This is a genomic window from Piscinibacter gummiphilus (genome assembly GCF_032681285.1).
Taxonomy (GTDB): domain Bacteria; phylum Pseudomonadota; class Gammaproteobacteria; order Burkholderiales; family Burkholderiaceae_C; genus Rhizobacter; species Rhizobacter gummiphilus_A.
The window spans coordinates 183,584-206,153 of sequence record NZ_CP136336.1 but is presented as its reverse complement, the minus strand read 5'-3'; the positions used below and the strand labels follow the sequence as shown (position 1 = coordinate 206,153).

Genomic DNA, 22,570 nt, shown 5'->3' with positions numbered 1-22,570 from the left:
GCTCAGCGCCTCAGGCCGTCGACGTGGTGCCGCTGTCGCGGTGGTGCGCCAGCAGGCTGCGCGCCTCGCGCGCGTGCCGATCGCCCGGGTGGTGCAGCATCAGCGCCTGCAGCTGCGCCACGCCTTCCGGCCCACGGCCAGCTTCGATCAACGCCTGCCCGTGCAGCCAGCGATAGAGCGCTGTGCGCGTGTCGGCTGGCCGCCGTTGGCCGAAGGCTTCGAGCAGCTGCAGGGCGAGGTCGGGCCGCTGCTGCTTCAGCGCCTGCTTGGTGAGCGGCACCACCGCCACCGTGCCAGGGTCGAATGAGGGATGCACCTTGAGCGTCGAGATGTAGACGGCGAGCGCATCGGCCGAGCGCCGCTGCTCCAGCAGGCGCCGCAGGCGAGCCCGTGCCTCTGAGCCTTGCACGCCGGCCGCCGCCGCGGGCGGCGGAGCACCCATCTTCAGCCTGCGCCGCACCCAGTCGCGCAGGCGGCCCGCCGCGCCACGCCAAATCGGACCCAAGGCCCATCCATGCCACATCACACACTCCCTTCGGGTCATCGACGTGCCCGGTTTTATGCGCGGGAGTGTCACACGGGTTTCATGCCGACGTCATGCAATGGGGGGCTGCACCGTCGCAGTCCGTCAACGACCATGAAACAACACACTCGCTCCTGGGCCGCATTTGCCGCGGCCACCTTCCTGCTCACCGCCTGCGGTGGTGGCGACGATGACACCTCCGGCCCCACCGCGCCGGCGCCGCAGGCCTATGCGCAGAGCAATGCGCTCGGCAACGTGTCGGTGAGCGTCACCAAGCACGAGCTGCAGGCGGCCGCGTCCTTCAACCTTCCCTACGAAGGCCGCAACGCCGCCATCGCGGCCGACTTCGCGAGCGGCTTCCTGCCCGCCTACGGCTCCGGCCTCGCCTTCAAGGAGCGACTCGCCGACGGCACGCTCGAGTTCTACGCCATCACCGACCGCGGCCCCAATGGCGACGGCCCCAGCGCGCCCGTGCCCGGCGGCACGGGCAACGGCATCAGCAAGGTGTTCCCAGCGCCTTCGTTCGCGCCGAGCTTCGGCGTGATCCGCGTGGGCGCCAACGCCGTGCTCCAGAGCGCCACCCCGCTCCGGTCGAACGCCACCACCCGCATCACTGGCCTGCCGCCCCAGGCCGGCACGGGCTCGACCGGCGAGACGCCGCTCAACGACGCCTACCGCTTCGATGCGGCCACCGCCAACTACGACGCCAACGGCCTCGACCCCGAATCCATCGTCGTCGACGCCGCGCGCAACGTGCTGTGGGCGAGCGACGAATACGGCCCCTTCATCGTGCGCATCAACCGCACGACCGGCGTGATCGAGCGCAAGTACGGCCCGGGGCCGGGCGCCGCCGACCTGCCGGCCGTGCTCGCCAAGCGCCGCGTCAACCGCGGCATGGAAGGTCTCACGCTCGATGTCGCGAGCGGCAATCTGCACGGCTTCCTGCAAAGCCCCATCGACCCGAAGGACGCGAACGGCGCGTCCCTCCGCGCGCGCCCGCCCGGCGGCAGCAACACCGACGTGCGCCACATCGCGAAGTTCGTGCGCTGGCTCGAGTTCGACCCGACGACCGAAACCTCGAAGCTCTACGCCTACCCGATCGACGGCACGCAGTACGACCGCGACCGCACCGGCAACGCCAAGCTCGGCGACGTGGTGAGCCTCGGCCATGGCAAGTTCATCGTCATCGAGCAGGGTGCTCGCAAGAGCGATGCGCGGGTGATGAACAAGCTGTACCTGGTGGAGATCCCGGCCAACGCCACCGACATCACCGCGCAGGGCCATGACCTCGAGATCAGCAGCATCACGCAGGCCGCCTCGAACGGCGCCGACTACTCGACCGTCGTCACCCTGCGCAAGACCGAGCTGCTCGACCTCAACGCCGCCGGCTGGGTGGCCGAGAAGGCCGAGGGCCTGACCCTCGTGGACGCCAACACGCTGGCCCTCGTCAACGACAACGACTTCGGCCTGCGCACCATCCTGCTCGACGCGGCGGGCGCCACGGTGGCCGGCAGCATCGAGGACTGCACGGTCGACGCGAGCGGTGCCATCGTCTCCGGCTGCCCGGCCGGCGTGGTGGGCGCCCGCCTCGCGCGCGGGGCCGACAGCGAGCGGGACACGCGTCTCTGGCTGATCCGTTTCGGCCAGCCGCTGGCCAGCTACAGCGTGCCGTAGTCATCTAGACCTTTCATCTCCCTGTAGAGGAGTCGTCACGCAATCGTCACGCTGGCTTCCCACAATCTTCGAGGTTTGAAGACGAGGACGCCAAGCATGACGAACAACGTGATCCAGGTGACGCAGCTGCGCAAGACCTTCGGTGCCCACACCGCCTTGCGCGACGTGTCGCTCAGCGTGCAACGCGGCGAGATGGTCGCGCTGCTCGGCGCTTCGGGCTCGGGCAAGTCGACGCTCTTGCGCCACCTCAACGGGCTGCACCGGGCCGACGCTAGCAGCACCTCGCACGTCGAGGTGCTGGGCCGCACGCTGCAGCGCGGCGGCAGGCTGGCCCGCGATGCACGCGCCACACGGGCGCAGGTGGCGGCGATCTTCCAGCAGTTCAACCTGGTCGACCGCCTCTCCGTGATGAAGAACGTGCTGGCCGGTGCGCTGCACCGCCAGCCGCTGTGGCGCGGGCTCTTCGCGCAGTTTCCGCAACACGAGCTGCAACGCGCGTTCGACGCGCTCAAACGTGTGGGCATCGAGCGCTGCGCCTGGCAGCGCGCCTCCACGCTGTCCGGCGGCCAGCAGCAGCGGGCCGCGATCTCGCGCGCGCTGGTCCAGGGCGCGCAGATCATCCTCGCCGACGAGCCCATCGCCTCGCTCGACCCCGAATCGAGCCGGCGTGTGATGGAGCTGCTGGCCGAAGTGAACCGCGAGCTGGGCGTGACGGTGATCGTCTCGCTGCACCAGATCGACTACGCCTTCGCCTACTGCCCGCGCACCGTGGCGCTGCGCGCCGGCGAGGTGGTGCACGACGGCGCCACGCGCGACCTGACCCCGCAACGCCTGCGTGACCTCTACGGCACGCAGACCGATGAACTCATGCCGAGGCCGCACGACGCCTCGGCGCCCTTCCACCCCGTGCCCCTGGCCGCCTGACCCCCTTTGGAGCCCCGCATGAACCGCAGAGCCATTCTTCTCGTCCTCGCCACCACCGCCTCGATGTGGCTCCACCAGCATGCCCATGCGCAGGCCCGTGAGCTGCAGATGGGCATCATTGCCACCGAGTCCTCGGCCAACCTCAAGACCGCCTGGCAGCCGCTGATCGACGACCTGCAGAAGGCCACCGGCCTCAAGGTCACCGCCTTCTTCGCGCCCGACTACGCCGGCGTGATCGAGGCGATGCGCTTCAACAAGGTCCAGCTCGCGTGGATGGGCAACAAGTCGGGCATGGAAGCGGTCGACCGCGCGAACGGCGAAGTGTTCGGCAAGGTCGTCTCGCTCGACGGCACGCAGGGCTACTGGAGCCTGATGATCGTGCACAAGGACAGCCCGCTCAAGTCGCTCGACGACGTGCTGAAGCAGCGCACGAGCCTCACCCTCGGCATGGGTGACACCAACTCCACGAGCGGCACGCTGGTGCCGGGCTTCTATGCCTGGGCGGCGAACAAGGTCGATCCGGTGCGCGACTTCAAACGCAGCGCCCGCGCCAACCACGAGAGCAACATCCTCGCGGTGGCGAACAAGCAGGTCGACGTGGCCACGGTGGCGAGCGACACCTTCGACCGTGTGAAAGCGAAGCTGCCGGAAAAGGCGGCCGAGCTGCGCGAAGTCTGGCGCTCGCCGTTGATCCCGAGCGACCCGCTGCTGTACCGCAAGGATCTCGATGAGGTCACCAAGCAGAAGCTGCGCAACTTCTTCTTCACCTACGGCAGCAAGGACGCGCGCGAGAAGGAGGTGATGAAGACGCTCACCTGGTCGGCCTTCGTGAAGTCCGACAACCAGCAGCTCACGCCGATCCGCCAGCTCGAGCTCGCCAAGGAGCGCAGCAAGGTCGAGGCCGACACCGCGCTGCCCGCCGACGAGCGCGCGAAGAAGCTGAAGGACATCGACCAGCGCCTGGCCGAGCTGGCGCAGCAGATCGCGCTCGCGAAGTAAGCCGTGTCCTCGCTCAGCCTCGCCCCGGTGGCCGACCGCATCGCCCCGCCGCGCACCTCGCTCCTCACCCTCGCGGTGTGGGGCATGCTGCTGGCGGTGCTCGCCGCCAGCTGGAAGGGTGCCGACATGCGCCCGCTCGACCTGCTGCGCGACGGCGGCAACATGGGCGAGTACGCCCGTGGCTTCTTTCCGCCCGACTTCAGCGACTGGCGCCACTACGTCACCGAGCTGGTGGTCACGCTGCAGATCGCGCTGTGGGGCACGGCGCTGGCCATCGCGTGCTCGGTGCCGCTCGCACTGCTCGCCTCGGCCAACATCACGCCGTGGTGGGTGCACCAGCCGGTGCGCCGCCTGCTCGACGGCTGCCGCGCCATCAACGAGATGCTGTTCGCGCTGCTCTTCGTGGTGGCGGTGGGCCTCGGCCCGTTCGCGGGCGTGCTGGCGCTCTGGGTGCACACGACCGGCGTGCTGGCCAAGCTCTTCTCTGAAGCGGTGGAGGCGATCGACCCGCAGCCGGTGGAGGGCATCCGCGCCACCGGCGCCCACCCGCTGGCCGAGATCGTCTACGGCGTGATCCCGCAGGTGATGCCGCTGTGGATCTCGTATGCGCTCTACCGCTTCGAATCCAACGTGCGCTCGGCCTCGGTGGTGGGCATGGTGGGCGCGGGCGGCATCGGCATGGTGCTGTGGGACGTGATCCGCGGCTTCGCCTATGCGCAGACGGCGGCGGTGCTCATCATGCTGGTGGTGTCGGTGTCGCTGATCGACGTGGCCTCCTCGCGGCTGCGCAAGCTCGCCACCTGAGGCCGACCGTCATGCCGCGCACCCTCAGGCTCGACGAGATCGAAGCCCTCTTCACGCAGCACGGGCAGCAGCTGTATGACGGCAGCCGGCGCGAGTCGGTCACCGCCTTGCAGCATGCCTTGCAGTGCGCGCAGCTGGCCGAGTGGGCGCATGCCGACGACGCGCTCGTCGCCGCCGCCCTGCTGCACGACATCGGCCACTTCCTCACCCCCGTCGAAGGCGACAGCGAAGACGACCGCCACGAGGCCATCGCCCTGCCCTACCTCGCCGGCTGCTTCGGCGCGGCGGTGCTGGAGCCGATCCGCCTGCACGTGGCGGCCAAGCGCTACCTGGTGGCCACCGACGACACCTACCTCCGCGGGTTGTCAGAGGCCTCGGTGCATTCGCTCGCGCTGCAGGGCGGGCCGATGACGGCTTGCGAGGCGGCGGAGTTCGAATCCACACCCTTCGCGATGGACGCGGTGCGGCTGCGCCGCTGGGACGACCTCGCCAAGACCCCCGACCAGGCCACGCCGCCGCTCGGCTACTACCTCGCGCTGCTGGCAGGGCTTCAGCCCGGCGCCCGCGCGCTGGCCACCCCCTCGGCACGGCAAGGCGCGTAGGCATCGAGCGTGCGCTGGTAGACGCGCGTGTGCACGCCCATCAGGCCGAGCACCGAGTGGAAGTAGCTGTCGTGCGTGACGGCCTCGTCACGGCGCGACGCGAGGCAGGCCAGGTCGACGCCCGACTCGCGCTGCCAGGCGGGTGACATCCACGTCACCCACGGCACGCGCTTCTGCACCTCGGGTGCGATGGCGTAGGGCATGCCGTGCAGGAAGAGGTTGTTCTCGCCCAGCGACTCGCCGTGGTCGGCCACGTAGACCATCGCCGTCGGCGCATCGCCGCGCGCCTTCAGCCAGCCGATGGTCAGCGCGAGCGCGTGGTCGGTGGCGGCGATGGAGTTGTCATAGGCGTTGACGATCGCCTCGCGGCTGCACGCGGTGAGCGAGGCCGCCGTGCACTCCGGCATGAAGCGCTTCTGCGCCGGCCCCGAGCGCAGGTGGTAGGCCGGGCCGTGGCTGCCGATCTGGTGCATCACGATCACCGTGCCGCGGGCGCGGCGGGCCGGGTCGAGTGCGGCGAGGCGCTCGTCGAGGCCGGCGAGCATCACGTCGTCGAGGCAATCGCCTTGCGGGCAGGTGGCCGCGTGCGGCACGCGGTCGCACACGCCCTTGCAACCCGACTGGTTGTCGAGCCAGAGCACCGCGAGGCCCGCGTGCTGCAGGACGTCGAGCAGGCCCTCGGCACGCTGCGCGGCATCGGGCTTGAACTGCTCGCGCCCGAGCCCGGAGAACATGCAGGGCACCGACACCGCCGTGCTGGTGCCGCAGGCCCAGGCGTTGCGGAAGCTGACCACCGACTCGCGCGCCAGCTCGGGCGTGGTGTCGCGCGCATAGCCGTTCAGGCCGAAGTTGCCGCTGCGGCCGGTTTCACCGAGCACCAGCACCAGGATCGGCGCGCGCGAGGCCGGAGCAGCCGAGGCCACCTGCGCATCAGCGCCCAGCGGCTCGATCGGCGTGGCCGCATTCGCCCGCGGCAGCCCCACCTCGCGCGCCACGGCGTAGACGCTGTTGAGCGGGTTGAAGAGGTAGCGCAGATCCTTGTGGTTGCGCATCGACGAGGCCAGCGGCTGGAAGCTCGCAAGCCCCGCGGCCACCAGCACGAGCAACGCGGCCCCCACCGTGGCGGCGTTCTGCCACAGCGCCCGGCCGAAGCGGCGCGGCGCAATCGGCTGCCGCCACAACCACCAGGCCGGCAAGCCAGCCAGCAGCCCGAGCGCGAGCAGCAGGCGCACGTCGACCAGGGCCCGCGCTTCGTGCAGGTCGGTCTCGATCACGTTGCGCATCATCCCGGGGTCGATGACCACGCCGTAGCTGCCCATGAAGTGGCTGCCCGCCGCGGTGGCCACGAGCAGCAGCGTGGCCGCGGGCTTGAGCGTGAGGCGCCAGGCCAGCAAGGCCATGAGCGCGGCCAGCGCCGCAGCGAGCATCACGCCGAGTGCGACGGCAAACGCCGCACCGCCGAGACCTTGCAGCAGGCCGAGTTGCGCGAGCTTGCGCCACAGCACCCAGTTGCCCGGCCCGGCCATCCACAGGCTGCAGGCGGCGAGCACCCACAGTGGCGAAATTGGCGCCGAACGCGTCAGCACAGGCAGGTGGCGGGTCATGCGCGGGCCTCCTCGGCGGCGAACCAGCGGTCGGAGACGCTCGCGAGCATCCAGCAGATCCAGCCCGACCACAGCGTGTGGCTCGCGAAATGCGCGCCGCGCCATTGCTGCGCGAGCCCGAGCGCGAGGCCTGTGGCAAGGGCGGCCCACAACCAGCGCGAGGCGACCACCGGCGAGGTCTCGCGCCATGCGAACCAACCGCCGACCCAGGCGAAGCCCGTCGTCGCGTGGCCGGCCGGGAAGCAATGCCCCGCACCGCCGTCGCTCACGAGCCAGCCCTGCCAGTGCCACACCGGGTGGGCCACACCGCCGAACTCGGCCATGTCCCACGGGCAGCTGGTGGCGTTGCCCGCCTTGAGCAGCGCCACTGCGGCGGTCGCCATCAAGGCCACCACCGGCACCTGCAGGCGGCGCCGGAACGGCAGCCGCGCGAAAGCGCCCACCGGCCACACCACGGCCAGGCACAAGGCCACGACGAGCGCCCACGCCGCGTGGCGTGCACCGTCATGCAGGACCGCGGTGAGCCACCATTCGTCACGCCAGGCAAAGCCCTGCGACGTGCCGGCCAGGTGGGCCAGCGCAAGGTCGAAGCCGGACCGGTCCCACAGCAGCAGGACAGGCAACAGGAACAGGCCCCACACGGCCGCACGCGTCGATCTCATGCCGGAAGCATCTCGCCGCCGGCTTAAGTACGGCTTAACGAAACGCAAAGTGCAGAATCCGGCGCATGCGGGTTCTGGTGATCGAAGACGACGAGGGCATCGCCCACGGCCTGGGCCTGGCGCTGCGGCAGGAGGGCTGGGTGGCCGACATCGTGCCGAGCGTGGCCGCGGCGTGGGCGGCGCTGACGGCCGAGCCCTTCGAGATGGTGCTGCTCGACCTCGGCCTGGCCGACGGCGACGGCACCCAGGTGCTGCGCCGGCTGCGCGCCGCACCGCCCGGCGGCCTGCCCGACCCGGCCACGCCCACGCTCATCATGACCGCGCGCGACGAAGTGGCCTCGCGCATCGCCGGCCTCGACATGGGCGCCGACGACTACGTCACCAAGCCCTTCAGCCCCGCCGAGCTGGCCGCGCGCATGCGCGCCCTGCGCCGCCGCGCCACCGGGCGCGCCCAGGTGCTGCTCACCTGGGGCGATCTCGTGATCGACCCGGCGAGCCGCACCGTGCGCCGCGCCGGGCAGCCGGTGGAACTCTCGGCGCGCGAGTTCAACCTGCTGATGACGCTGATGGAAGCACGCCCCCGCGTGCTCTCGCGCCAGCAGATCGAGGCGAGCCTCTACAACTTCGACACGCCGCTGGAGAGCAACGCGATCGAGGTGCATGTGCACCACCTGCGGCGCAAGCTCGGCGAGCGGGTGATCCGCACGCTGCGCGGCGTGGGCTATTTCGTGCCGACCGACGAAGACCGATGAAGCGCCTGTTGACCCTGCAGCGAGGCTCCCTGCTCCAGCACCTGCTGGCCTGGGCGCTGGCCGCGCTGTGCGCGGTGTGGCTCTTCTTCGTGGTGGTGGGCTACAACACCGGCGAGCACGAGGCCGACGAGCTGACCGACGGCCACCTCGCGAGCGTGGCCACGCTGCTGCTGCGCCAGCGCAACCCCGAGTTCCTGCCCACGCCCGAAGGGCAGGCGATGGGCAGCCACCCCGAGCTGAAGGCGCACGACTACCAGCAGTCGCTGAGCATCGTGGTGTGGGACGGCGAGGGCCGCGTCGTCACGCGCAGCGGCAGCGCGCCCACCCCGGCGTTCAGCGCGCAGGAAGGCTTCGAGACATTGCAGCTCGGCCCCAGGCGGCAGGCCTGGCGCGCCTTCTCGCGCTGGAGCGGCGCCGAGCATCAGCGCAAGATCATGGTGCTGCTCAGCATGGCCGAGCGCGACGACCTGGCCGAAGACATCGCCGAGCAGGTGGCCGAGCCGGGCCTGTGGCTGCTGCCGGTGGTGGCGATCGGGCTCGTGCTCGCCATCCGGCGCGGCCTGCGCCCGCTGAACGACCTGGGCCGCCAGGTGCTCGCACTCGACATCCACCACGACAAGCGCCTGCACGCCCCACCGCACGACGAGTTCAAGGCCACGGTCGATGCGATCAACACGCTGATCGAGCGCTACAACGCCGCGCTCGAGCGCGAGCGGGCGCTGGCCAGCGAGATCGCGCACGAGCTGCGCACGCCGCTCGCCTCGCTGCAGCTTCACGCGGCGTCCCTGCAGCAACCCTTGTCGGCCGAAGAAAAGGCCGACGTGCTGCGCCGACTCGACGACGACGCCCGCCGTGCCGGCGACGTGCTCGCCGATCTGCTGGCGCTGGCCCGCGCGAGCCGCACCGAGCTGGCCGAAGCGGCGCAGCCGGTCGACCTAGCCGAGCTGGCGCGGCGAGTCACCGCCGACTGCGCGCAGGCCGCCGACCACCACGACCACGAGCTGTCGCTCGACGCCGATGGGCCCTGCCCCGTCACCGGCCACCCGGCGCTGCTGGAGCTCGCGCTGCGCAACCTGATCGACAACGCGATCCTGCACACCCCGCGCGGCACGGCGGTGCAGGTACGGGTGACGGCCGAGCCCCCGGGGGTGGAAGTGCTCGACAACGGCCGAGCGTCGGGCGCGCCGCCCTCACGCCGCAGCGCCGGCCTCGGCCTCGGCCATCAGCTTGTGCGACGCGTGGCCGCGATCCACGGCGGCACGCTCGACGCGGTGCCGTGCGACGACCCGGGGCTCACCTGCTGGCGGCTTTCGGTCGCGCGTTGACGGGGGGCTTCAGACGGGGAGCTTCAGCGCGGCTTGCGCTTTGCCGCCGGGGCGGCAGCCTTCTTGCCGGCCGCCTCGGGCCGGGTCGTCTCGCCGGGGGCGAGGGTGAAGAGCTTGGCCGCCCGGCCCTTGAGTTCGAGCAGCTCGTTGGGCGTCACCGAGTACTGGCCGGTGGCGAGGTTCACCTGGATGCCGAACTCGACTTCCTTCTTGCCGTTGGACAGCGCGCCGGAGGTGAACTCGTAGTCCTCGCGCTCGGCCGGCAGGCCCAGGCGGTCGGCGTCGTAATCCTTGTAGTCGACGCTGCGGATCTCGCCGCTGGCCAGGTCGAGCATGCCGGTCGAGTGGATGACCTCGTCGGTCAGCTCGTCGGTGATGGTGATGGGCAGCTTGAGGTCCACGGTGTGTGCGTCTATGAAGGTGGGGTGGGGATTCTAGGTGCCGGAGAATGGGCGCGTTCCCATGTCTCCCGCCCCCCACCCGCTTCGCCGCATCGCCGTTCCGGCGTTCGGCCCGTCGTTGCTGTTCGGCATCGGCGAAGGCGCGATCCTGCCCATCCTGCCGCTCACCGCGCGCGACCTCGGCGGCTCGGTCTCGGTGGCGGCCCTGATGGTGGCGCTGATGGGCATCGGCTCGCTCGTGTCGAACCTGCCTGCGTCGGTGTTCACCATGCGCTTCGGCGAGCGCCGGGCCATCGTGGCGGCCGCGCTGTGGGCGGCGCTCGGGCTGGTCTTGTGCGCGGTGACGCAGCACCTCGGCGTCTTCGCGGCGGGCTGCGTCATGGTGGGCATGTCGCAGGCGGTGTTCAACCTGGCGCGGCAGAGCTACCTCAGCGAAGCGGTGCCGCCCGAATGGCGGGCACGGGCGCTCTCCACGCTCGGTGGCGTGATGCGCATCGGGCTCTTCATCGGCCCCTTCGTCTCGGCGGCGGCGGTGCATGCCTGGGGTTTCGTCGGTGCGTATGGCGCGGGCGTCGTCGCGCTGCTCATCGCCGCCGCGGTGGCCGCCCGCATTCCCGACCTCGAAGCGCACACCCTGCCGGGCGCCCGGCTCTCGTTCGCCTCGACGCTGCGCGAGCACCGCCACGTCTTCGTCACGCTCGGCATCGGCGTGATGCTGGTGGCCGCGGTGCGCGCGAGCCGGCAGGCGGTGATCCCGCTCTGGGCCGACCACCTCGGGCTCGCCCCGTCGGTCGCCTCGCTGATCTATGGCCTGGCCGGGGGCATCGACATGCTGGTGTTCTACCCGGCCGGCAAGGTGATGGACCTGAAAGGCCGGCGCTGGGTCGCGGTGCCGTCGATGCTCGTCATGGGCACGGCCCTGCTGCTGATGCCGTTCACGACGGGCCCATGGACGCTGCTCATCGCCGCCATGGCCATCGGCTTCGGCAACGGCATCGGCTCGGGCCTGGTGATGACGCTCGGCGCCGACCACTCGCCGCCCGGCCGGCGGGCGCACTTTCTGGGCGTCTGGCGCCTCATGGCCGACCTGGGCTCCACCTGCGGGCCGGTGCTGCTGTCGTTCGTGGCCGTGGCCTTGACGCTCGGGGCTGGCGTGGCGATGACGGGGCTCCTGGCGCTCAGTGGCGCCGCGGTGCTGGGCTACTGGATCCCGCGCGCCGGCCGCCACTGAACAAGCCAGGGCTTGTATTCCGTCATTACAAGTCCTGGCTTGTTTCTTGACATTACAAGCCTCGACTTGTAATGTGCTTTTCATGGACTACCCCCTCAAACTGGCCGACCAGTTGCGCCCGCAGCTGCAGGCCCTGCGCAAGCAGCGCGGCATGACGCAGGCCCAGCTCGGTGCAGCCATTGGCGTCACGCAGGCCCGCGTGGTCGAGATCGAGGCCAACCCGGGCGCGGTGAGCCTGCAGCAGGTCATGCAGGTGCTGGGTGTGCTGGGCGCCACGCTCGTGATCCGCGACCCGGGCCCCATGCCTTCGGAGCCCACGCCGCCCCGCACGCCGCCACGAGGCAGCTGGTGAGTTCGCACCTCGCTGCGTGGATGAATGGCGAACTCGTCGGGCGCTGGGCGGTCGAGCGCGGCACCCACCGCTTCACCTACGACGAAGCCTGGCTGCGCTCCCCCCGGTGCCGGGCACTGTCGCTCTCGCTGCCGATCACGCCGGGCCGCGAGCTGCGCGGCCCGGCGGTGCAGAACTACTTCGACAACCTGCTGCCCGACAACGAGCGCATCCGCCAGCGGCTGCAACGCCGCTTCAAGACCGGCTCGGCCGACGCCTTCGCCCTGCTCGAAGCCATCGGCCGCGACTGCGTGGGCGCGGTGCAGCTGCTGCCCGACGGCACACCCCCCACTGGCTGGGACCGCATCGACAGCGAGGCCTTGAGCGAAGCGCAGGTGGCCGCCACGCTGCGCGCGGTGCCGTCCGAGGCGGTGCTCGGCCAGGCCGAGGACGACGAGACCTTTCGGATATCGCTGGCGGGCGCACAGGAGAAGACCGCCCTGCTGCGCCACCACGGCCGCTGGCACCGCCCGCTCGGCGCCACGCCCACCACGCACATCCTGAAGCTGCCGCTCGGCCTGGTGGGCGGCTCGCGCCGTGTCGACCTCGGCGACTCGGTGGAAAACGAGTGGCTGTGCGCGCTCGTCCTGCACCACCTCGGCCTGCCGGTGGCGCCCGCGGAGATCTGGCGCTTCGAAGACCAGAAGGTGCTCGCCGTCACCCGCTTCGACCGCGCCTGGCAACAGGAAGCCGGCGGCCACGAGTGGATCGCCCGCCTCCCACAGGAAGACTTCTGCCAGGCGCTCGGCCAGGCGCCCAGCCGCAAATACGAGAAGGACGGCGGCCCCGGCATCGCCGATTGCCTGCGCCTGCTGGCGGGCAGCCGCGAGCCGCAAGACCGCGCCCGCTTCGCGCTCACGCAGCTCGCGTTCTGGCTGATGGCCGCCACCGACGGCCACGCGAAGAACTACTCGCTCTTCCTGCACCCCGGCGATGCCTACGTGATGACACCGCTGTACGACGTGCTGTCGATCTTTCCCTACATGGGCGACGCGGCCAACCAGTTCCGCTGGCGCAAGGCCGAGTTGGCCTTCGCGCTGCGGGCGAAAAACGTCCACTACCAGCTGCACAGCCAGCAGCCGCGCCACTGGCACGCCCTGGCGATGCAGGCCGGTGGCACGCCGGTGTGGGCGCGCATGCTGGAGCAGGTGGCGCGCGTGGGCCCGGCACTCGATGCGGTGGAGCACCACCTGCCCGCCGACTACCCACCCCGCACCTGGCAGGCCATCTCCAGCGGCATGCGGGCGCAAGCCGCGCGCTTCGAGGCCGGGCTCGAAAAACTCCCCTTCGGCAGCAACCAATGACCCCCATGGACGACACCACCTTCTTCCTGCCCTCGGCCGACGACCACCGCATCGAGACCTGGCACTGGCCGGCCGCCACGGCGCCACGCGGCGTGGTGCAGATCGCCCACGGCATGGCCGAGCACCCGCTGCGCTACCGGCCCCTGGCACAGGCGCTCAACGCGCGAGGCCTGGCCGTCTACGCCAACGCCCATCGCGGGCACGGCCCCGCGGCGCAGGCAGCCGGCACGCTGGGCGACTTCGGCCCGCGCGGCTTCGCGGCCGTGGCCGACGACATGGCGCACCTCACGCGTCACATCCACCGGCAGCACCCGGCCCTCCCGGTGGTGCTGCTCGGCCACAGCATGGGGTCGTTTGCCGCGCAGCTCTACATGCTCGACCACGCCGCGCTCGTGAGCGCGGTTTCGCTCTCGGGCACCGCGGCGCTCGACCTGCTGGTGCAAGGCCGACCGCCCACCTGGCGGCTGGAGGATGCCAACGAGGGCATCGCCAACCCACGCACGCCCTTCGACTGGCTGAGCCGCGACGCGGCACAGGTCGATGCCTACATCGCCGACCCGTTGTGTGGCTTCGCGGTCACGCCCGAGTCGCGCAAGAGCATGTACGCGGCGTGCATGCGCACCACGCAACCGGAAGAGCTCGCGCGGCTGCCCAAAGACCTGCCGCTCTACCTTTTCACCGGCGACCACGACCCGATCAACCGCAACCTCGACTGGTTCGACCCGCTCGCCGCACGCTACCGCGCCGCCGGCCTCACCGACGTGTCGACGCACGTCTTCGGCGGCGGCCGCCACGAGACGCTCAACGAGACCAACCGCGACGAGGTGATCGGCCACCTCGTCGTGTGGATCGAGCGGGCGATCACGGCGCGCTAAGGCACCACCGATGCGTCGGGCCAGCAGGGCTTCGCGTTCTACATGTGGATGCAGTATGCGGACGCACCGAACGCACGCCCCTTCACCGTCTACGTGGTGAAGGAAGAGGGCCGGCTGGTCGTCGCCAACATCGTGCCCGACCGGGTGTTCGAAGGCCGCCACCGCTGACGTCGCGGCCGGCGGTCAGGATGTCGTCGAGCGCTGCCGTGGCGCCGCCTGCAGGCGCTGCGACTGCTCCACCAGGAAGTCGATGAAGAGGCGCACGCGCAGCGGCATGTGGCGGCTGCCGGCGTAAAGCACCGAGAACGGCCGCGAGCGCCCGCCGAAGCGCTGCAGCACTTCCACCAGCGTGCCGTCGGCGAGGTCCTGCGCCATCAGGAAGCGGTGTGTCTGCACGAGCCCGGCACCGGCGCGTGCGAGGGTGAGCGTGGCCAGCACGTCGTCGGTCACCGTGTAGTGGCCGCTCGTCTCGATCTGCAGGTCACGCCCCTCGTCGCGGAACTCCCACAGCACCTTCTGCCCGGTGCGCGGCAGCAGGAACTGGATGCACTCGTGCGATGCCAGGTCGGCCAGTGATTTCGGCTTGCCGGCCCTGCGCAGGTACGACGGCGCCCCGGCCACCACCAGCTCCGCCTCGATCAGCGGGCGCGCGACCAGGCCCGAGTCGGGCTGCGTGCGGGCGCGGATCGCGAGGTCGAAGTGATCCTCGGTGAAATCGACATTGCGGTTGCTCACCTGCACCTCGACGCTCACCTTCGGGTAGCGCTTGCGGAAGGCCGGCAGCAGCGGCAGCAGCACCGAGTGGCCGAAGGTCGTGGGTGCGCTGACGCGGATCAACCCCGCGGCCTCGGCCTGCCGACCCGTCAGCTCGCGCTCGGCCTCGACGATCTGGGCCAGCGCCTGCCGGCACTGCGCGTGGTAGGCGCGGCCCGCGTCGGTGAGGCGCATGCGGCGGGTGCTGCGCACGAAGAGCCGCACCGCCAGCCGCTCCTCCAGCCGGCCAATCGCGCGGCTCACGGCGGCAGGCGTGATGCCCGCCTGCGCCGCGGCGGCGGTGAAGCTTTCCAGCTCGGCCGCCGCACAGAAGAGTTCGATGCTGCCCAGCATCACGCCCGAGGTCTCTCGCGCCATCGGATTACCTCATGTAATGAATGAAGTGCATGGCAGCCAGTTTATCGATCGCACTCGCATCAATACGCTGGCAAGCCTTCATCCACTGCCTTTCGAGGAACCATGTCATCCCCCATCAGCATCGTCTTCCACAGCGGCTACGGCCACACCGAGAAGCTCGCCCAGGCCGTGGCCCAGGGCAGCGGCGGCACGCTGCTGGCCATCGACGCGCAGGGCGAGCTGCCGCCCGACGCCTGGGCGCGCCTGGCCGCATCGCGCGCCATCGTCTTCGGCTCGCCCACCTACATGGGCAACGTGAGCTGGCAGTTCAAGAAGTTCGCGGACGCCAGCTCCAGCGTCTGGGCCCGGCAGGGCTGGAAGGACAAGCTCGCCGCCGGCTTCACCAACAGCGCCGGGCTGAATGGCGACAAGCTCGCAGCGCTGCATGCGATGTTCACGCTCTCGCAGCAGCACGGCATGGTGTGGGCGAGCACCGGCATGCCACCGGCGAACGTCAAGGCCTCGACGCGGGACGACATCAATTACCTCGCGTCGTTCGCCGGCCTGATGGCAACGACCCCGGCCGATGCCGGCGTGGACGAGCTGGCGGCCGGCGACCTGGCCACCGCGCGCGCCTTCGGCGAGCGTGTGGCCGACCTCGTGCGCCGCTACAACTGAAGGAGCCAGCGATGCCCTACGTGAATATCAAGGTCACCCGCGAAGGTGTGACGCGCGAGCAGAAGGCCGAGCTGATCGCCGGCGTGACCACGCTGCTGCAGCGTGTGTTGCAGAAGGACCCGGCCACCACCTACGTGGTGATCGACGAGGTGGAGCTCGACAACTGGGGCGTTGCCGGCCTCAGCGTGCCGGCCTGGCGTGCGAGGCCAACGCCATGAACGGCGCCGAGGCCTTCGCCGACGTCACCGCCGTGCTGGGCGAGTACTTCGACGGCCTGCACCACGGCGACACCGCGCGGCTGCGGCGCGTCTTCCATCCGGATGCCCGCTACCACTGCGCGACCGACGGCACGCTGCTCACGCTCGACATGGCGCGGTATTTCCCGATCGTCGAGGCGCGCCCCTCGCCCGCGAGCCAGGGCCATGCGCGCACCGACCGCATCCTGGGCATCACCTTCGCCGGGCCGGTGACGGCCCTGGCGACGGTGGAATGCTCGGTCCCGCCGAAGCACTTCACCGACTTCCTCACGCTCGTGAAGCTCGAGGGCCGCTGGCAGATCGTCGCCAAGGTGTTTCACTACACCGTGCCGCCGCCCGCACCCACGGGGCCGTGAGCTACTGTCCTTCCCGGGCTTGGCGGCGAACCTGACCCCATGTCGAAACCGACCGGTCTCGTTCGTCGTGCAAGGGGCGGCCCTGCCTGCCGCCGATCCCCCTGCAACCCGGAAGGACTTGACCATGACCCTGCACATCGTCGAACGCCCCGCCCTCACCGTGATGGGCCTGCACCTCCAGACGAAACCCATGTCGCCCGACATTCCCGCGCTGTGGCCCCGTTTCATGGGCCGCGTGCACGAGATCGGCCGCCGCACCGAACCGAAGGTGACCTACGGCGTGATGAAGAGCGACCCCGCCGACATGAGCCGCCTCGACTACTGGGCCGCCGTGGCGGTGCCGCCGAACGAGCGCGCGCCCGCCGGCATGGAAAGCGTGGTGCTGCCCAACGCGCACTACGCCTTCTTCCGCTACCCGCTCGCCGGCCTGGGCGCGGGCTTCGGCGAGATCTTCGAGAAGCTGCTGCCCGCGTCCGGCTACGTGCAGTTGCCCGGGCCGCTCTTCGAGCGCTACAACGAGGCCTTCGAGCCCGACGACCCGGCGTCGATCGTCGAGATCTACCTGCCGGTGCAGCGCAAGGCGGGCTGACGGCGTGCGAGCGCGTCCGGCTCGACGCTCTGCAGCATCCCCATCACGACCCGGCGCTGGCGCGGGCGCGGGGTCTTCTTTCGGCGTCGTGGATCGCCTTCACCAGCCGATCGATGTTGCGGAAGGCGAGCAGGTGCGTGTCGCCTTCCAGCACGGTGAGCTCGGCCTCGGGCAGCGCCTGGCGAAAGCCTTCCACCATGTCGATCGGCACCAGGCCGTCGTGCGTGCCGTGCCACAGGTGCACCGGCACGCGCACTTCGGCGAGGTCGATCGACCAGGGATGGTTGAGCAGCTGGCCTTCCAGCGCCCAGGCGCGCGGCCCCTGGTGCAATGACTCCATGATCGATGCGACGAAGTACGGCAGGCGGTCGGGGTGCAGGATGTAGGACACGTCGGGCTCGGCCAAGCTGAAGGCCTTGCTGCCGCGCTCGGTCGACATCGAGGTCAGCAGCGACTCGGCCGTCTCGCCGAAGAGGGCGAGTTCCATCGCCGGCCGCAGCAGGCTGGGCACCACGCGGAAGAAGCTGTTCAGCATGGCGTTCAGCGTCGAGGGAGACTTGGACGCGAGGATGAAACCGATCGGCGGCACCACCGCCGTGCACTGCAGGCTGCGTGTGCGTTCGGGCATCGCCCACGCGGTGTGGATCGCATGCGCGCTGCCGGCCGAGGCGCTGAGCAGGTGGACCGAATCGAGCCGTAGCTCGTCGAGCAGCGCGCGCACGTCCGGCGTGAACTCGCGGTAGTCGCGCCGCTCGGCGAACGAGCTGCGGCCGAAGCCAGGCCGGTCTAACGCGATCAGGCGCACGCCGCCTTCGCGCAATCGGTCGGCATGGAGCAGCAGCTCGAGACGCGACGCGTTCAACGCGTGGAAGTACAGCACCGGCACGCCATCGGGCGCGCCGTACTCGGCGTAGCTGAGCGCCCGGCCATCGGCAAGCCGCAGGACGCGGCTGTGGGCGAGACCGGTGATGTGCGGCAGGAGCTCCGGGTTGTGGCTGCTGCCGGCCTGCTCGAGCACGATGTTGCGCAGCACCAGCGCGAAGAGCGCGTTCTGGTGGTGCACGCCGGTCTTGGCGTAGATGTTCTTGATGTGCTGTCGCAGGGTGTGGAGCGTGATGCCGATGCGTGCGCAGATCGCGGGGAGCTCGAGCCCCTGGATCGAGAGTTCGATCACCTCGACCTCGCGCGCGGTGAGCCCCACCCGCTGGCCCAGGCCAGCGATCGAGCGGACCAGTCCGCGCTGGCGGTCGACCAGCAGCAGCGCGTAGGACGGCGCCACGCCGCCGTCACGCGGCCCCTGGTTCTTGTAGAGGTAAGCCAGCAGGCCGCCCGGCGGGCCGCTGTCGAGCCGCGCGCAGGCGTGCGCCTCGCGATCGGCCTGCGCCATGAGCCCGGCCAGCACGCCCGGCTCCCGGCATTGCAGCCGCCCCGCTTCGCTCGCGAAAAGCCCGCCGTCGCGCACCAGCGCCTCGGCATCGGCGTTGATGCCGAGGATGCGGCACTGTGCATCGATCACCACGATGGGCGGCGCCACCGCGTTGATCACGTCCATCAGGCGCTGCCGCTCGCGTTGCATCGCCGAATGCGCGGCCCCCAGGCGCAGCGCACGCTTGATGTGGCTCAGGATCACCCGCGTGAGCGGCGTGTCGTCGCGGCTGCGGTCTTCGCGGAAGTGGAAGAGCAGCTGGTGATGCAGGCGCCCCGACTGATCGGGCTGCAGCGCCGACTGGTAGATCGCTTCGAGCAGGGCCTCGACCGGGCCGCCTGGGGTGGCTATCGCCATGACAGTCGCGGGGCGGATTCGGGCGTGGGCAGCTGGCGCTCGGCGACCCACGCGGCCACGCCCGCACCCATCGCCTGCAGCGTGACGGCATGCAAGGCCTCGAAGAGGACGAAGCTGACGCCTTTCTGATCGGACACACCGAGCTTGCGGAAGACCGCCTTGAGCTGTGCCCTCGGCGTCTCGATCGATCGCCCCGAGAGCGCCGCGTATTGCTTGAGCGGCATGCCCTGGGCGAGGTTCCAGGCGAGCGGCAGTTCCTTGTCGGTCAGGCCGTATTGGCTTTGCAGGAGCTGCGCGAGCAGCGGCGGTGGCGTGTCGATCTCGCGCAGGCGCGCGAGCCACTTGTCGCCCTGGCGGTTGGTCATCACCACCTCGGCGCGCTCGTCGAGCACCACGAGGCCCATCGGCAATGCATCGATCACGTCGTGCAGCGCGGCCAGGCTGGCCTGCGCGGCATCGAGCGTCGATCGCAACGCCCATGCGCTGTGAAGGTGCGAGCAGAAGGCCTTGAACTCGCGTGCCTGCGCGTCGGTGAAGCCCTCGGGCGATGCGCTGTGCGCCGAGATCACCTGGCCGGTGATGCGGCGGTGCGACAGAAGACCCGGCTCGTGACCGGGCGATTGCGGCGCGATGCGGGCACCGAAGGGCGATGCGATTTGTATGGAACGGGCGCCGATGCGCGCCGCCCAGCGCGCGATGAGCGGCCGCCACGGCGCCGGCCATTCGTCAACCGTGCCGGCGAGCGCGGCCTCGGCTCCCGGGGTCTCGACCAAGGCGTAGAGCTGGTCGAGCAGGCCAAGCCAGTGCAGGTCGACGCGCGTGTCAAGACGCATCGCGGCTTAACCCGATTTCGGTATTCAGCCGAACGGGCGGCCTGCCTACAAACGCCGAGCCCTGCTGCCGCAGGCGCAACCCTTCGGAGACAAACAAAGGACCCGTCATGCACAAACTCCTGTCGAAATCGCTGCTGCTGTGCGCGCTCGCGCTCGGCCTCACCGGCGCCGCCCATGCCGACACCCTGGTGTCACCCACCACGCTCAAATCGACCGAGCGCGGCGTCCTGCTCAACGGCCGCTACTTCGTGGGCGGCCAGTACGGCATCCACGAGATCAAGCGGACGGCCGACAACAGCCCCAACTGCCGGCTCGACGCGAGCACGGGTCTCACGGTCTGCGAGCTCGTCTCCACCGTATACGGAGCCGACCAGTGCGACTACTCGGGAATGACTGCGGACAACACCTACTTGTATGCCGCCTGCACCGTGGCCGACAAGACGGCCGCCATCCCGCTGCTGGCGCCGCCCAAGCGCGCGGCGCTCTTCCGCGTGAAGCCCTCGGCCAACGGCAGCACTGCGGCCGAAGTCGTGAGCAAGGCCTTCGCCACGCCCGTTTGGTACAACGGCATGACGGTGCTCGACAGCAACACGCTGCTGATGACACCCTCGGCCCTGCTCGGCACCAAGCCGGGCATCGTCAAGCTCAAGATCACCAACACGCTGACGCTTGCCCACACCATCACCACGTGGCTGCCCGGCTCGCCGCTCTACCTCGTGAACAACGGCGTGACCGTCAACAACGGCAACGTCTACTTCGTCGGCGGGCAGAACCTGTGGCGCATTCCGATCAAGTCCGACGGCTCGGCCGGCATCCCGGTGCCGCTCTACCAGACGACGATCAACCAGACGATGGACGACCTGACCGTCAAGGGCGACTGGGTGGTCGTGGCCGAGATCGGCATCGTCAACGGCCTCGGCCTCAACTCGCTCACCTTCGTGCACAAGACCGGCCTCGGCCCGACCTACAAGCTGTGGACCGGCCTCACGCAACTGAGCGGCGTGGTGGTCGACCCAGGCACCTTCGGCACGCCCGGCGCGTTCATCGCGACGAGCTACTTCCAGGGGGGCGTGTACCGCTACTTCTACTGAGCGCTGGCCGGCAGGCTGCGGGCCCCACCGCCTGGCGCAACGCGGCCAGGCGCGGCGCGTGCGCGGCCACCATCGTGGCGAAGTTCGACTCCACCGCGAAGAGCTCGAGTTCGGCGCCCAGCAGGTCGTGGTCGAGCAGCAGGCACTCGGCCAGGCGCAGGCGGGTCTCGGCCTCGCCCACCGGCGAGCCCACTTCGCGCCAGTGGCGCACCGCCTGGCGGAGCCGGGCCACGGCCGGCTTGAGCTCGCCTTCGTGGATGCCGAGCTCGGCCTGCGCGCAGCAGTGCATGGCTTTCAGGGCTTCGGTGGCCAGCATCTCGGGGTCCGCCACCAGTTGCTGCAAGGCCTCGCGTGCACGCGCCGCATCGCCCATCGCCACGGCCGCGTGCACCAGCAGGCACAGCAGGTGGGCGCGGCGCTCGCGCAGCGTCCAGTCGGTCTCTTCGAGCGCACGCTCGAGGCCGCTGCGGGCCAGGGCCGCGCGGCCGGTCAAGAGGTGCAGGCGGGCGAGGCCGGGCTGCGGGTCCCACCCCAAGGCGTGGGCCTGGCGGAACGAGGCCTCGGCGCCGGCGAAGTCGCCGTGGCTGGTCTGGATGTCGCCGAGCACGCAGTAGGCATCGCCTTCGGCCCACGGCGCGGCGTGGGCGAGCAGGGCCGCCGCGGCACGCACCTCGGTGCCGGCCTGTTCGAGCTCGCCCTGCACGCCCAGCACCGCCGCGCGGTGCAGCCGGCAGGTGCCGGGAAAGGCCGGCATGCGGCTCGCGCGGCTCCAGTCGAGAAAGGCATCGGCGAACTGCGCAGCGCGCAGCCAGTCGCAGCGGTGGCGTGCGGCATAGAGGATGGAGCAGAGCGCCCAGCCCGCCACCCACGAGCGCACGCCGCCGAGGCGGATCACGGCTGCCGCCTCTTCGTGCTGCGCCAGCCCGCCCACCACGTCGCCCTGCGCCATCAGAGCATGGCCGCGGTACACGAGGCCGAGGCACTCAACATCGGGGTCGCGCAGGTGGCGGCCGAGGGTGCAGGCTTCGTCGGCCATCGCGAGCGCCGTGCCCGGGTCGCCGCTGCCGATGGCCATACGGCTGGCCATCCAGGCGAAATGGCCACGCTCGCGGCTGTGCGTCTGGCCATCGAGGTAGCGCGAGGCCCGCTGCAGCAGGCCGCGCGCCATCGCGCCTTCCTTGTGGTCGATGCGGATCTGCACCAGCAGCAGCGTGGAGCGCGCCGCACCGAGCGCGTCGCCCTGGGCATCGCGCTGCGCCACGGCGCGTTCGAGCGCGGTGCCCGCGCTCGGGCCCAGGCCGGCACAGATGGCCGCGCGGCCCCACTCCTCCACGTCGTCGGGCGAGAGCGGCTCGCGGGCATCGAGCGCGGCATAGATCTCGCACGCCGCCGCCCAGTCGCTGCGCGCCGCGGCGGCGCGCGCGTCTGCCAGGCTGGCCTCGGCCAGGAGCCGTTCGCTCACGGCCGGATCGGCGGGGCAGTCGTCGTCGTAGCAGAAGCGGTAGCCGTGGCGCGGGTAGGTGCGCACGGCATCACCCAGGCCCACCTCGGCCAGCGCGCCGCGGGCCAGGCTCACCACGCGCTGCAAGGCGTTGTCGACCACCACCACGCCAGGCCACAGCGCATCGAGCAACTCGTCTTTCGGCACCACGCGCTCGCGGTGGCGCACCAGGTAGCACAGCACGTCGAACACACGCGGCTGGAGCTTCACCTCCTGGCCGTGCGCGGTGAGCGAGCGCCGGGCTTCGTCGATCTCGCAGGGTCCGAAACGGTAGGTCGTCGCGTCTGTCACGGGGCACCAT

General features: G+C 70.6%; 25 protein-coding genes. 17 read left to right on the top strand and 8 right to left on the bottom strand.

Features of this window, described 5'->3' with window-relative positions:
* Positions 1 to 10 precede the first annotated feature (10 nt).
* A complete protein-coding gene (locus RXV79_RS00980; RefSeq protein ID WP_316701447.1) occupies positions 11 to 505 on the bottom strand; it encodes a tetratricopeptide repeat protein in 495 nt (164 codons plus the stop codon).
* A 132-nt stretch (positions 506 to 637) separates the two neighbouring features.
* Between RXV79_RS00980 and RXV79_RS00975 the strand changes: the two genes are divergently transcribed.
* From RXV79_RS00975 to RXV79_RS00955, 5 genes are all read left to right on the top strand, one after another.
* A complete protein-coding gene (locus tag RXV79_RS00975) occupies positions 638 to 2,197 on the top strand; it encodes an esterase-like activity of phytase family protein (protein ID WP_316701446.1) in 1,560 nt (519 codons plus the stop codon).
* A 96-nt stretch (positions 2,198 to 2,293) separates the two neighbouring features.
* Positions 2,294 to 3,121 carry a phosphonate ABC transporter ATP-binding protein gene (gene phnC, locus RXV79_RS00970; RefSeq protein WP_316701445.1) on the top strand — a complete coding sequence of 276 codons (828 nt, stop codon included), beginning with the start codon at positions 2,294 to 2,296 and terminating at the stop codon, positions 3,119 to 3,121.
* Positions 3,122 to 3,139: 18 nt separating this feature from the next.
* On the top strand, positions 3,140 to 4,120 hold the full coding sequence (phnD, locus tag RXV79_RS00965) for a phosphonate ABC transporter substrate-binding protein (protein ID WP_316701444.1): 981 nt from the start codon (positions 3,140 to 3,142) through the stop codon (positions 4,118 to 4,120).
* Between the two features lie 3 nt (positions 4,121 to 4,123).
* Positions 4,124 to 4,924 (top strand): phosphonate ABC transporter, permease protein PhnE, encoded by an 801-nt coding sequence (phnE, locus tag RXV79_RS00960; RefSeq protein WP_316701443.1) that lies wholly within the window; start codon positions 4,124 to 4,126, stop codon positions 4,922 to 4,924.
* An 11-nt stretch (positions 4,925 to 4,935) separates the two neighbouring features.
* Positions 4,936 to 5,526 (top strand): HD domain-containing protein, encoded by a 591-nt coding sequence (locus RXV79_RS00955; protein WP_316701441.1) that lies wholly within the window; start codon positions 4,936 to 4,938, stop codon positions 5,524 to 5,526.
* Here the strand turns inward: RXV79_RS00955 and RXV79_RS00950 are convergent.
* Positions 5,475 to 7,130: a phosphoethanolamine transferase gene (locus RXV79_RS00950; RefSeq protein ID WP_316701439.1), complete on the bottom strand. Its 1,656-nt coding sequence runs from the start codon at positions 7,128 to 7,130 to the stop codon at positions 5,475 to 5,477. The two genes, RXV79_RS00955 and RXV79_RS00950, sit on opposite strands and share 52 nt — an antisense overlap.
* Positions 7,127 to 7,792 carry a phosphatase PAP2 family protein gene (locus tag RXV79_RS00945; protein WP_316701438.1) on the bottom strand — a complete coding sequence of 222 codons (666 nt, stop codon included), beginning with the start codon at positions 7,790 to 7,792 and terminating at the stop codon, positions 7,127 to 7,129. Before RXV79_RS00945 ends, RXV79_RS00950 begins: the two co-directional genes overlap by 4 nt.
* A 65-nt stretch (positions 7,793 to 7,857) precedes the next feature.
* On the opposite strand from RXV79_RS00945, the gene RXV79_RS00940 reads away from it, so the two are divergent.
* Positions 7,858 to 8,544: a response regulator gene (locus RXV79_RS00940; RefSeq protein WP_316701436.1), complete on the top strand. Its 687-nt coding sequence runs from the start codon at positions 7,858 to 7,860 to the stop codon at positions 8,542 to 8,544.
* Positions 8,541 to 9,869 (top strand): histidine kinase dimerization/phospho-acceptor domain-containing protein, encoded by a 1,329-nt coding sequence (locus RXV79_RS00935; protein ID WP_316701434.1) that lies wholly within the window; start codon positions 8,541 to 8,543, stop codon positions 9,867 to 9,869. Before RXV79_RS00940 ends, RXV79_RS00935 begins: the two co-directional genes overlap by 4 nt.
* Positions 9,870 to 9,892: 23 nt before the next feature.
* On the opposite strand, the gene RXV79_RS00930 is transcribed toward RXV79_RS00935, so the two are convergent.
* On the bottom strand, positions 9,893 to 10,270 hold the full coding sequence (locus tag RXV79_RS00930; protein ID WP_316701432.1) for a hypothetical protein: 378 nt from the start codon (positions 10,268 to 10,270) through the stop codon (positions 9,893 to 9,895).
* 61 nt (positions 10,271 to 10,331) lie between these two features.
* Between RXV79_RS00930 and RXV79_RS00925 the strand changes: the two genes are divergently transcribed.
* From RXV79_RS00925 to RXV79_RS00905, 5 genes are all read left to right on the top strand, one after another.
* Positions 10,332 to 11,501 carry an MFS transporter gene (locus RXV79_RS00925; protein WP_316701430.1) on the top strand — a complete coding sequence of 390 codons (1,170 nt, stop codon included), beginning with the start codon at positions 10,332 to 10,334 and terminating at the stop codon, positions 11,499 to 11,501.
* An 82-nt stretch (positions 11,502 to 11,583) separates the two neighbouring features.
* Positions 11,584 to 11,853, top strand: coding sequence for a helix-turn-helix domain-containing protein (locus RXV79_RS00920; RefSeq protein WP_316701428.1), 270 nt, complete (start codon positions 11,584 to 11,586; stop codon positions 11,851 to 11,853).
* Positions 11,847 to 13,196 (top strand): type II toxin-antitoxin system HipA family toxin, encoded by a 1,350-nt coding sequence (locus RXV79_RS00915; protein ID WP_413816717.1) that lies wholly within the window; start codon positions 11,847 to 11,849, stop codon positions 13,194 to 13,196. The genes RXV79_RS00920 and RXV79_RS00915 overlap by 7 nt, the downstream gene beginning before the upstream one ends.
* 5 nt (positions 13,197 to 13,201) lie before the next feature.
* Positions 13,202 to 14,071 (top strand): alpha/beta fold hydrolase, encoded by an 870-nt coding sequence (locus tag RXV79_RS00910; RefSeq protein WP_316701425.1) that lies wholly within the window; start codon positions 13,202 to 13,204, stop codon positions 14,069 to 14,071.
* 42 nt (positions 14,072 to 14,113) lie between these two features.
* On the top strand, positions 14,114 to 14,239 hold the full coding sequence (locus tag RXV79_RS00905; RefSeq protein ID WP_316701424.1) for a hypothetical protein: 126 nt from the start codon (positions 14,114 to 14,116) through the stop codon (positions 14,237 to 14,239).
* 15 nt (positions 14,240 to 14,254) lie between these two features.
* Here the strand turns inward: RXV79_RS00905 and RXV79_RS00900 are convergent, their stop codons facing one another.
* On the bottom strand, positions 14,255 to 15,202 hold the full coding sequence (locus RXV79_RS00900; protein ID WP_316701423.1) for a LysR family transcriptional regulator: 948 nt from the start codon (positions 15,200 to 15,202) through the stop codon (positions 14,255 to 14,257).
* A 102-nt stretch (positions 15,203 to 15,304) separates the two neighbouring features.
* On the opposite strand from RXV79_RS00900, the gene RXV79_RS00895 reads away from it, so the two are divergent.
* The 4 genes from RXV79_RS00895 to RXV79_RS00880 all read left to right on the top strand — a co-directional run bounded on the left by RXV79_RS00895 (position 15,305) and on the right by RXV79_RS00880 (position 17,061).
* The gene (locus tag RXV79_RS00895) at positions 15,305 to 15,859 is read left to right on the top strand and encodes a flavodoxin family protein (protein ID WP_316701422.1); all 555 of its coding nucleotides are present in this window, start codon (positions 15,305 to 15,307) and stop codon (positions 15,857 to 15,859) included.
* Between the two features lie 11 nt (positions 15,860 to 15,870).
* Positions 15,871 to 16,077: a tautomerase family protein gene (locus tag RXV79_RS00890; protein ID WP_316701421.1), complete on the top strand. Its 207-nt coding sequence runs from the start codon at positions 15,871 to 15,873 to the stop codon at positions 16,075 to 16,077.
* Positions 16,074 to 16,472 carry a nuclear transport factor 2 family protein gene (locus tag RXV79_RS00885; RefSeq protein ID WP_316701420.1) on the top strand — a complete coding sequence of 133 codons (399 nt, stop codon included), beginning with the start codon at positions 16,074 to 16,076 and terminating at the stop codon, positions 16,470 to 16,472. The genes RXV79_RS00890 and RXV79_RS00885 overlap by 4 nt, the downstream gene beginning before the upstream one ends.
* 124 nt (positions 16,473 to 16,596) lie before the next feature.
* Positions 16,597 to 17,061, top strand: coding sequence for a GyrI-like domain-containing protein (locus RXV79_RS00880; protein WP_316701419.1), 465 nt, complete (start codon positions 16,597 to 16,599; stop codon positions 17,059 to 17,061).
* Positions 17,062 to 17,104: 43 nt separating this feature from the next.
* On the opposite strand, the gene RXV79_RS00875 is transcribed toward RXV79_RS00880, so the two are convergent.
* Both RXV79_RS00875 and RXV79_RS00870 read right to left on the bottom strand, forming a co-directional pair.
* Positions 17,105 to 18,844, bottom strand: coding sequence for a bifunctional helix-turn-helix transcriptional regulator/alpha/beta hydrolase (locus RXV79_RS00875; RefSeq protein ID WP_316701418.1), 1,740 nt, complete (start codon positions 18,842 to 18,844; stop codon positions 17,105 to 17,107).
* Positions 18,835 to 19,677 carry a helix-turn-helix transcriptional regulator gene (locus RXV79_RS00870; protein ID WP_316701417.1) on the bottom strand — a complete coding sequence of 281 codons (843 nt, stop codon included), beginning with the start codon at positions 19,675 to 19,677 and terminating at the stop codon, positions 18,835 to 18,837. The genes RXV79_RS00875 and RXV79_RS00870 overlap by 10 nt, the downstream gene beginning before the upstream one ends.
* 107 nt (positions 19,678 to 19,784) lie before the next feature.
* Between RXV79_RS00870 and RXV79_RS00865 the strand changes: the two genes are divergently transcribed.
* Positions 19,785 to 20,768, top strand: coding sequence for a hypothetical protein (locus RXV79_RS00865; RefSeq protein WP_316701416.1), 984 nt, complete (start codon positions 19,785 to 19,787; stop codon positions 20,766 to 20,768).
* Here the strand turns inward: RXV79_RS00865 and RXV79_RS00860 are convergent.
* Positions 20,719 to 22,560 carry a winged helix-turn-helix domain-containing protein gene (locus RXV79_RS00860; protein WP_316701414.1) on the bottom strand — a complete coding sequence of 614 codons (1,842 nt, stop codon included), beginning with the start codon at positions 22,558 to 22,560 and terminating at the stop codon, positions 20,719 to 20,721. The genes RXV79_RS00865 and RXV79_RS00860 overlap by 50 nt on opposite strands.
* Positions 22,561 to 22,570: the final 10 nt, after the last annotated feature.

What these genes read in the sequence shown, in the direction of transcription:
- RXV79_RS00975 (WP_316701446.1), top strand. Translation starts at nt 638, where the DNA reads ATGAAACAACACACTCGCTCCTGGGCCGCATTTGCCGCGGCCACCTTC.
- phnC (WP_316701445.1), top strand. Translation starts at nt 2,294, where the DNA reads ATGACGAACAACGTGATCCAGGTGACGCAGCTGCGCAAGACCTTCGGT.
- phnD (WP_316701444.1), top strand. Translation starts at nt 3,140, where the DNA reads ATGAACCGCAGAGCCATTCTTCTCGTCCTCGCCACCACCGCCTCGATG.
- RXV79_RS00955 (WP_316701441.1), top strand. Translation starts at nt 4,936, where the DNA reads ATGCCGCGCACCCTCAGGCTCGACGAGATCGAAGCCCTCTTCACGCAG.
- RXV79_RS00950 (WP_316701439.1), bottom strand. Translation starts at nt 7,130, where the DNA reads ATGACCCGCCACCTGCCTGTGCTGACGCGTTCGGCGCCAATTTCGCCA.
- RXV79_RS00945 (WP_316701438.1), bottom strand. Translation starts at nt 7,792, where the DNA reads ATGAGATCGACGCGTGCGGCCGTGTGGGGCCTGTTCCTGTTGCCTGTC.
- RXV79_RS00940 (WP_316701436.1), top strand. Translation starts at nt 7,858, where the DNA reads ATGCGGGTTCTGGTGATCGAAGACGACGAGGGCATCGCCCACGGCCTG.
- RXV79_RS00935 (WP_316701434.1), top strand. Translation starts at nt 8,541, where the DNA reads ATGAAGCGCCTGTTGACCCTGCAGCGAGGCTCCCTGCTCCAGCACCTG.
- RXV79_RS00925 (WP_316701430.1), top strand. Translation starts at nt 10,332, where the DNA reads ATGTCTCCCGCCCCCCACCCGCTTCGCCGCATCGCCGTTCCGGCGTTC.
- RXV79_RS00920 (WP_316701428.1), top strand. Translation starts at nt 11,584, where the DNA reads ATGGACTACCCCCTCAAACTGGCCGACCAGTTGCGCCCGCAGCTGCAG.
- RXV79_RS00910 (WP_316701425.1), top strand. Translation starts at nt 13,202, where the DNA reads ATGGACGACACCACCTTCTTCCTGCCCTCGGCCGACGACCACCGCATC.
- RXV79_RS00905 (WP_316701424.1), top strand. Translation starts at nt 14,114, where the DNA reads ATGTGGATGCAGTATGCGGACGCACCGAACGCACGCCCCTTCACCGTC.
- RXV79_RS00900 (WP_316701423.1), bottom strand. Translation starts at nt 15,202, where the DNA reads ATGGCGCGAGAGACCTCGGGCGTGATGCTGGGCAGCATCGAACTCTTC.
- RXV79_RS00895 (WP_316701422.1), top strand. Translation starts at nt 15,305, where the DNA reads ATGTCATCCCCCATCAGCATCGTCTTCCACAGCGGCTACGGCCACACC.
- RXV79_RS00890 (WP_316701421.1), top strand. Translation starts at nt 15,871, where the DNA reads ATGCCCTACGTGAATATCAAGGTCACCCGCGAAGGTGTGACGCGCGAG.
- RXV79_RS00885 (WP_316701420.1), top strand. Translation starts at nt 16,074, where the DNA reads ATGAACGGCGCCGAGGCCTTCGCCGACGTCACCGCCGTGCTGGGCGAG.
- RXV79_RS00880 (WP_316701419.1), top strand. Translation starts at nt 16,597, where the DNA reads ATGACCCTGCACATCGTCGAACGCCCCGCCCTCACCGTGATGGGCCTG.
- RXV79_RS00875 (WP_316701418.1), bottom strand. Translation starts at nt 18,844, where the DNA reads ATGGCGATAGCCACCCCAGGCGGCCCGGTCGAGGCCCTGCTCGAAGCG.
- RXV79_RS00870 (WP_316701417.1), bottom strand. Translation starts at nt 19,677, where the DNA reads ATGCGTCTTGACACGCGCGTCGACCTGCACTGGCTTGGCCTGCTCGAC.
- RXV79_RS00865 (WP_316701416.1), top strand. Translation starts at nt 19,785, where the DNA reads ATGCACAAACTCCTGTCGAAATCGCTGCTGCTGTGCGCGCTCGCGCTC.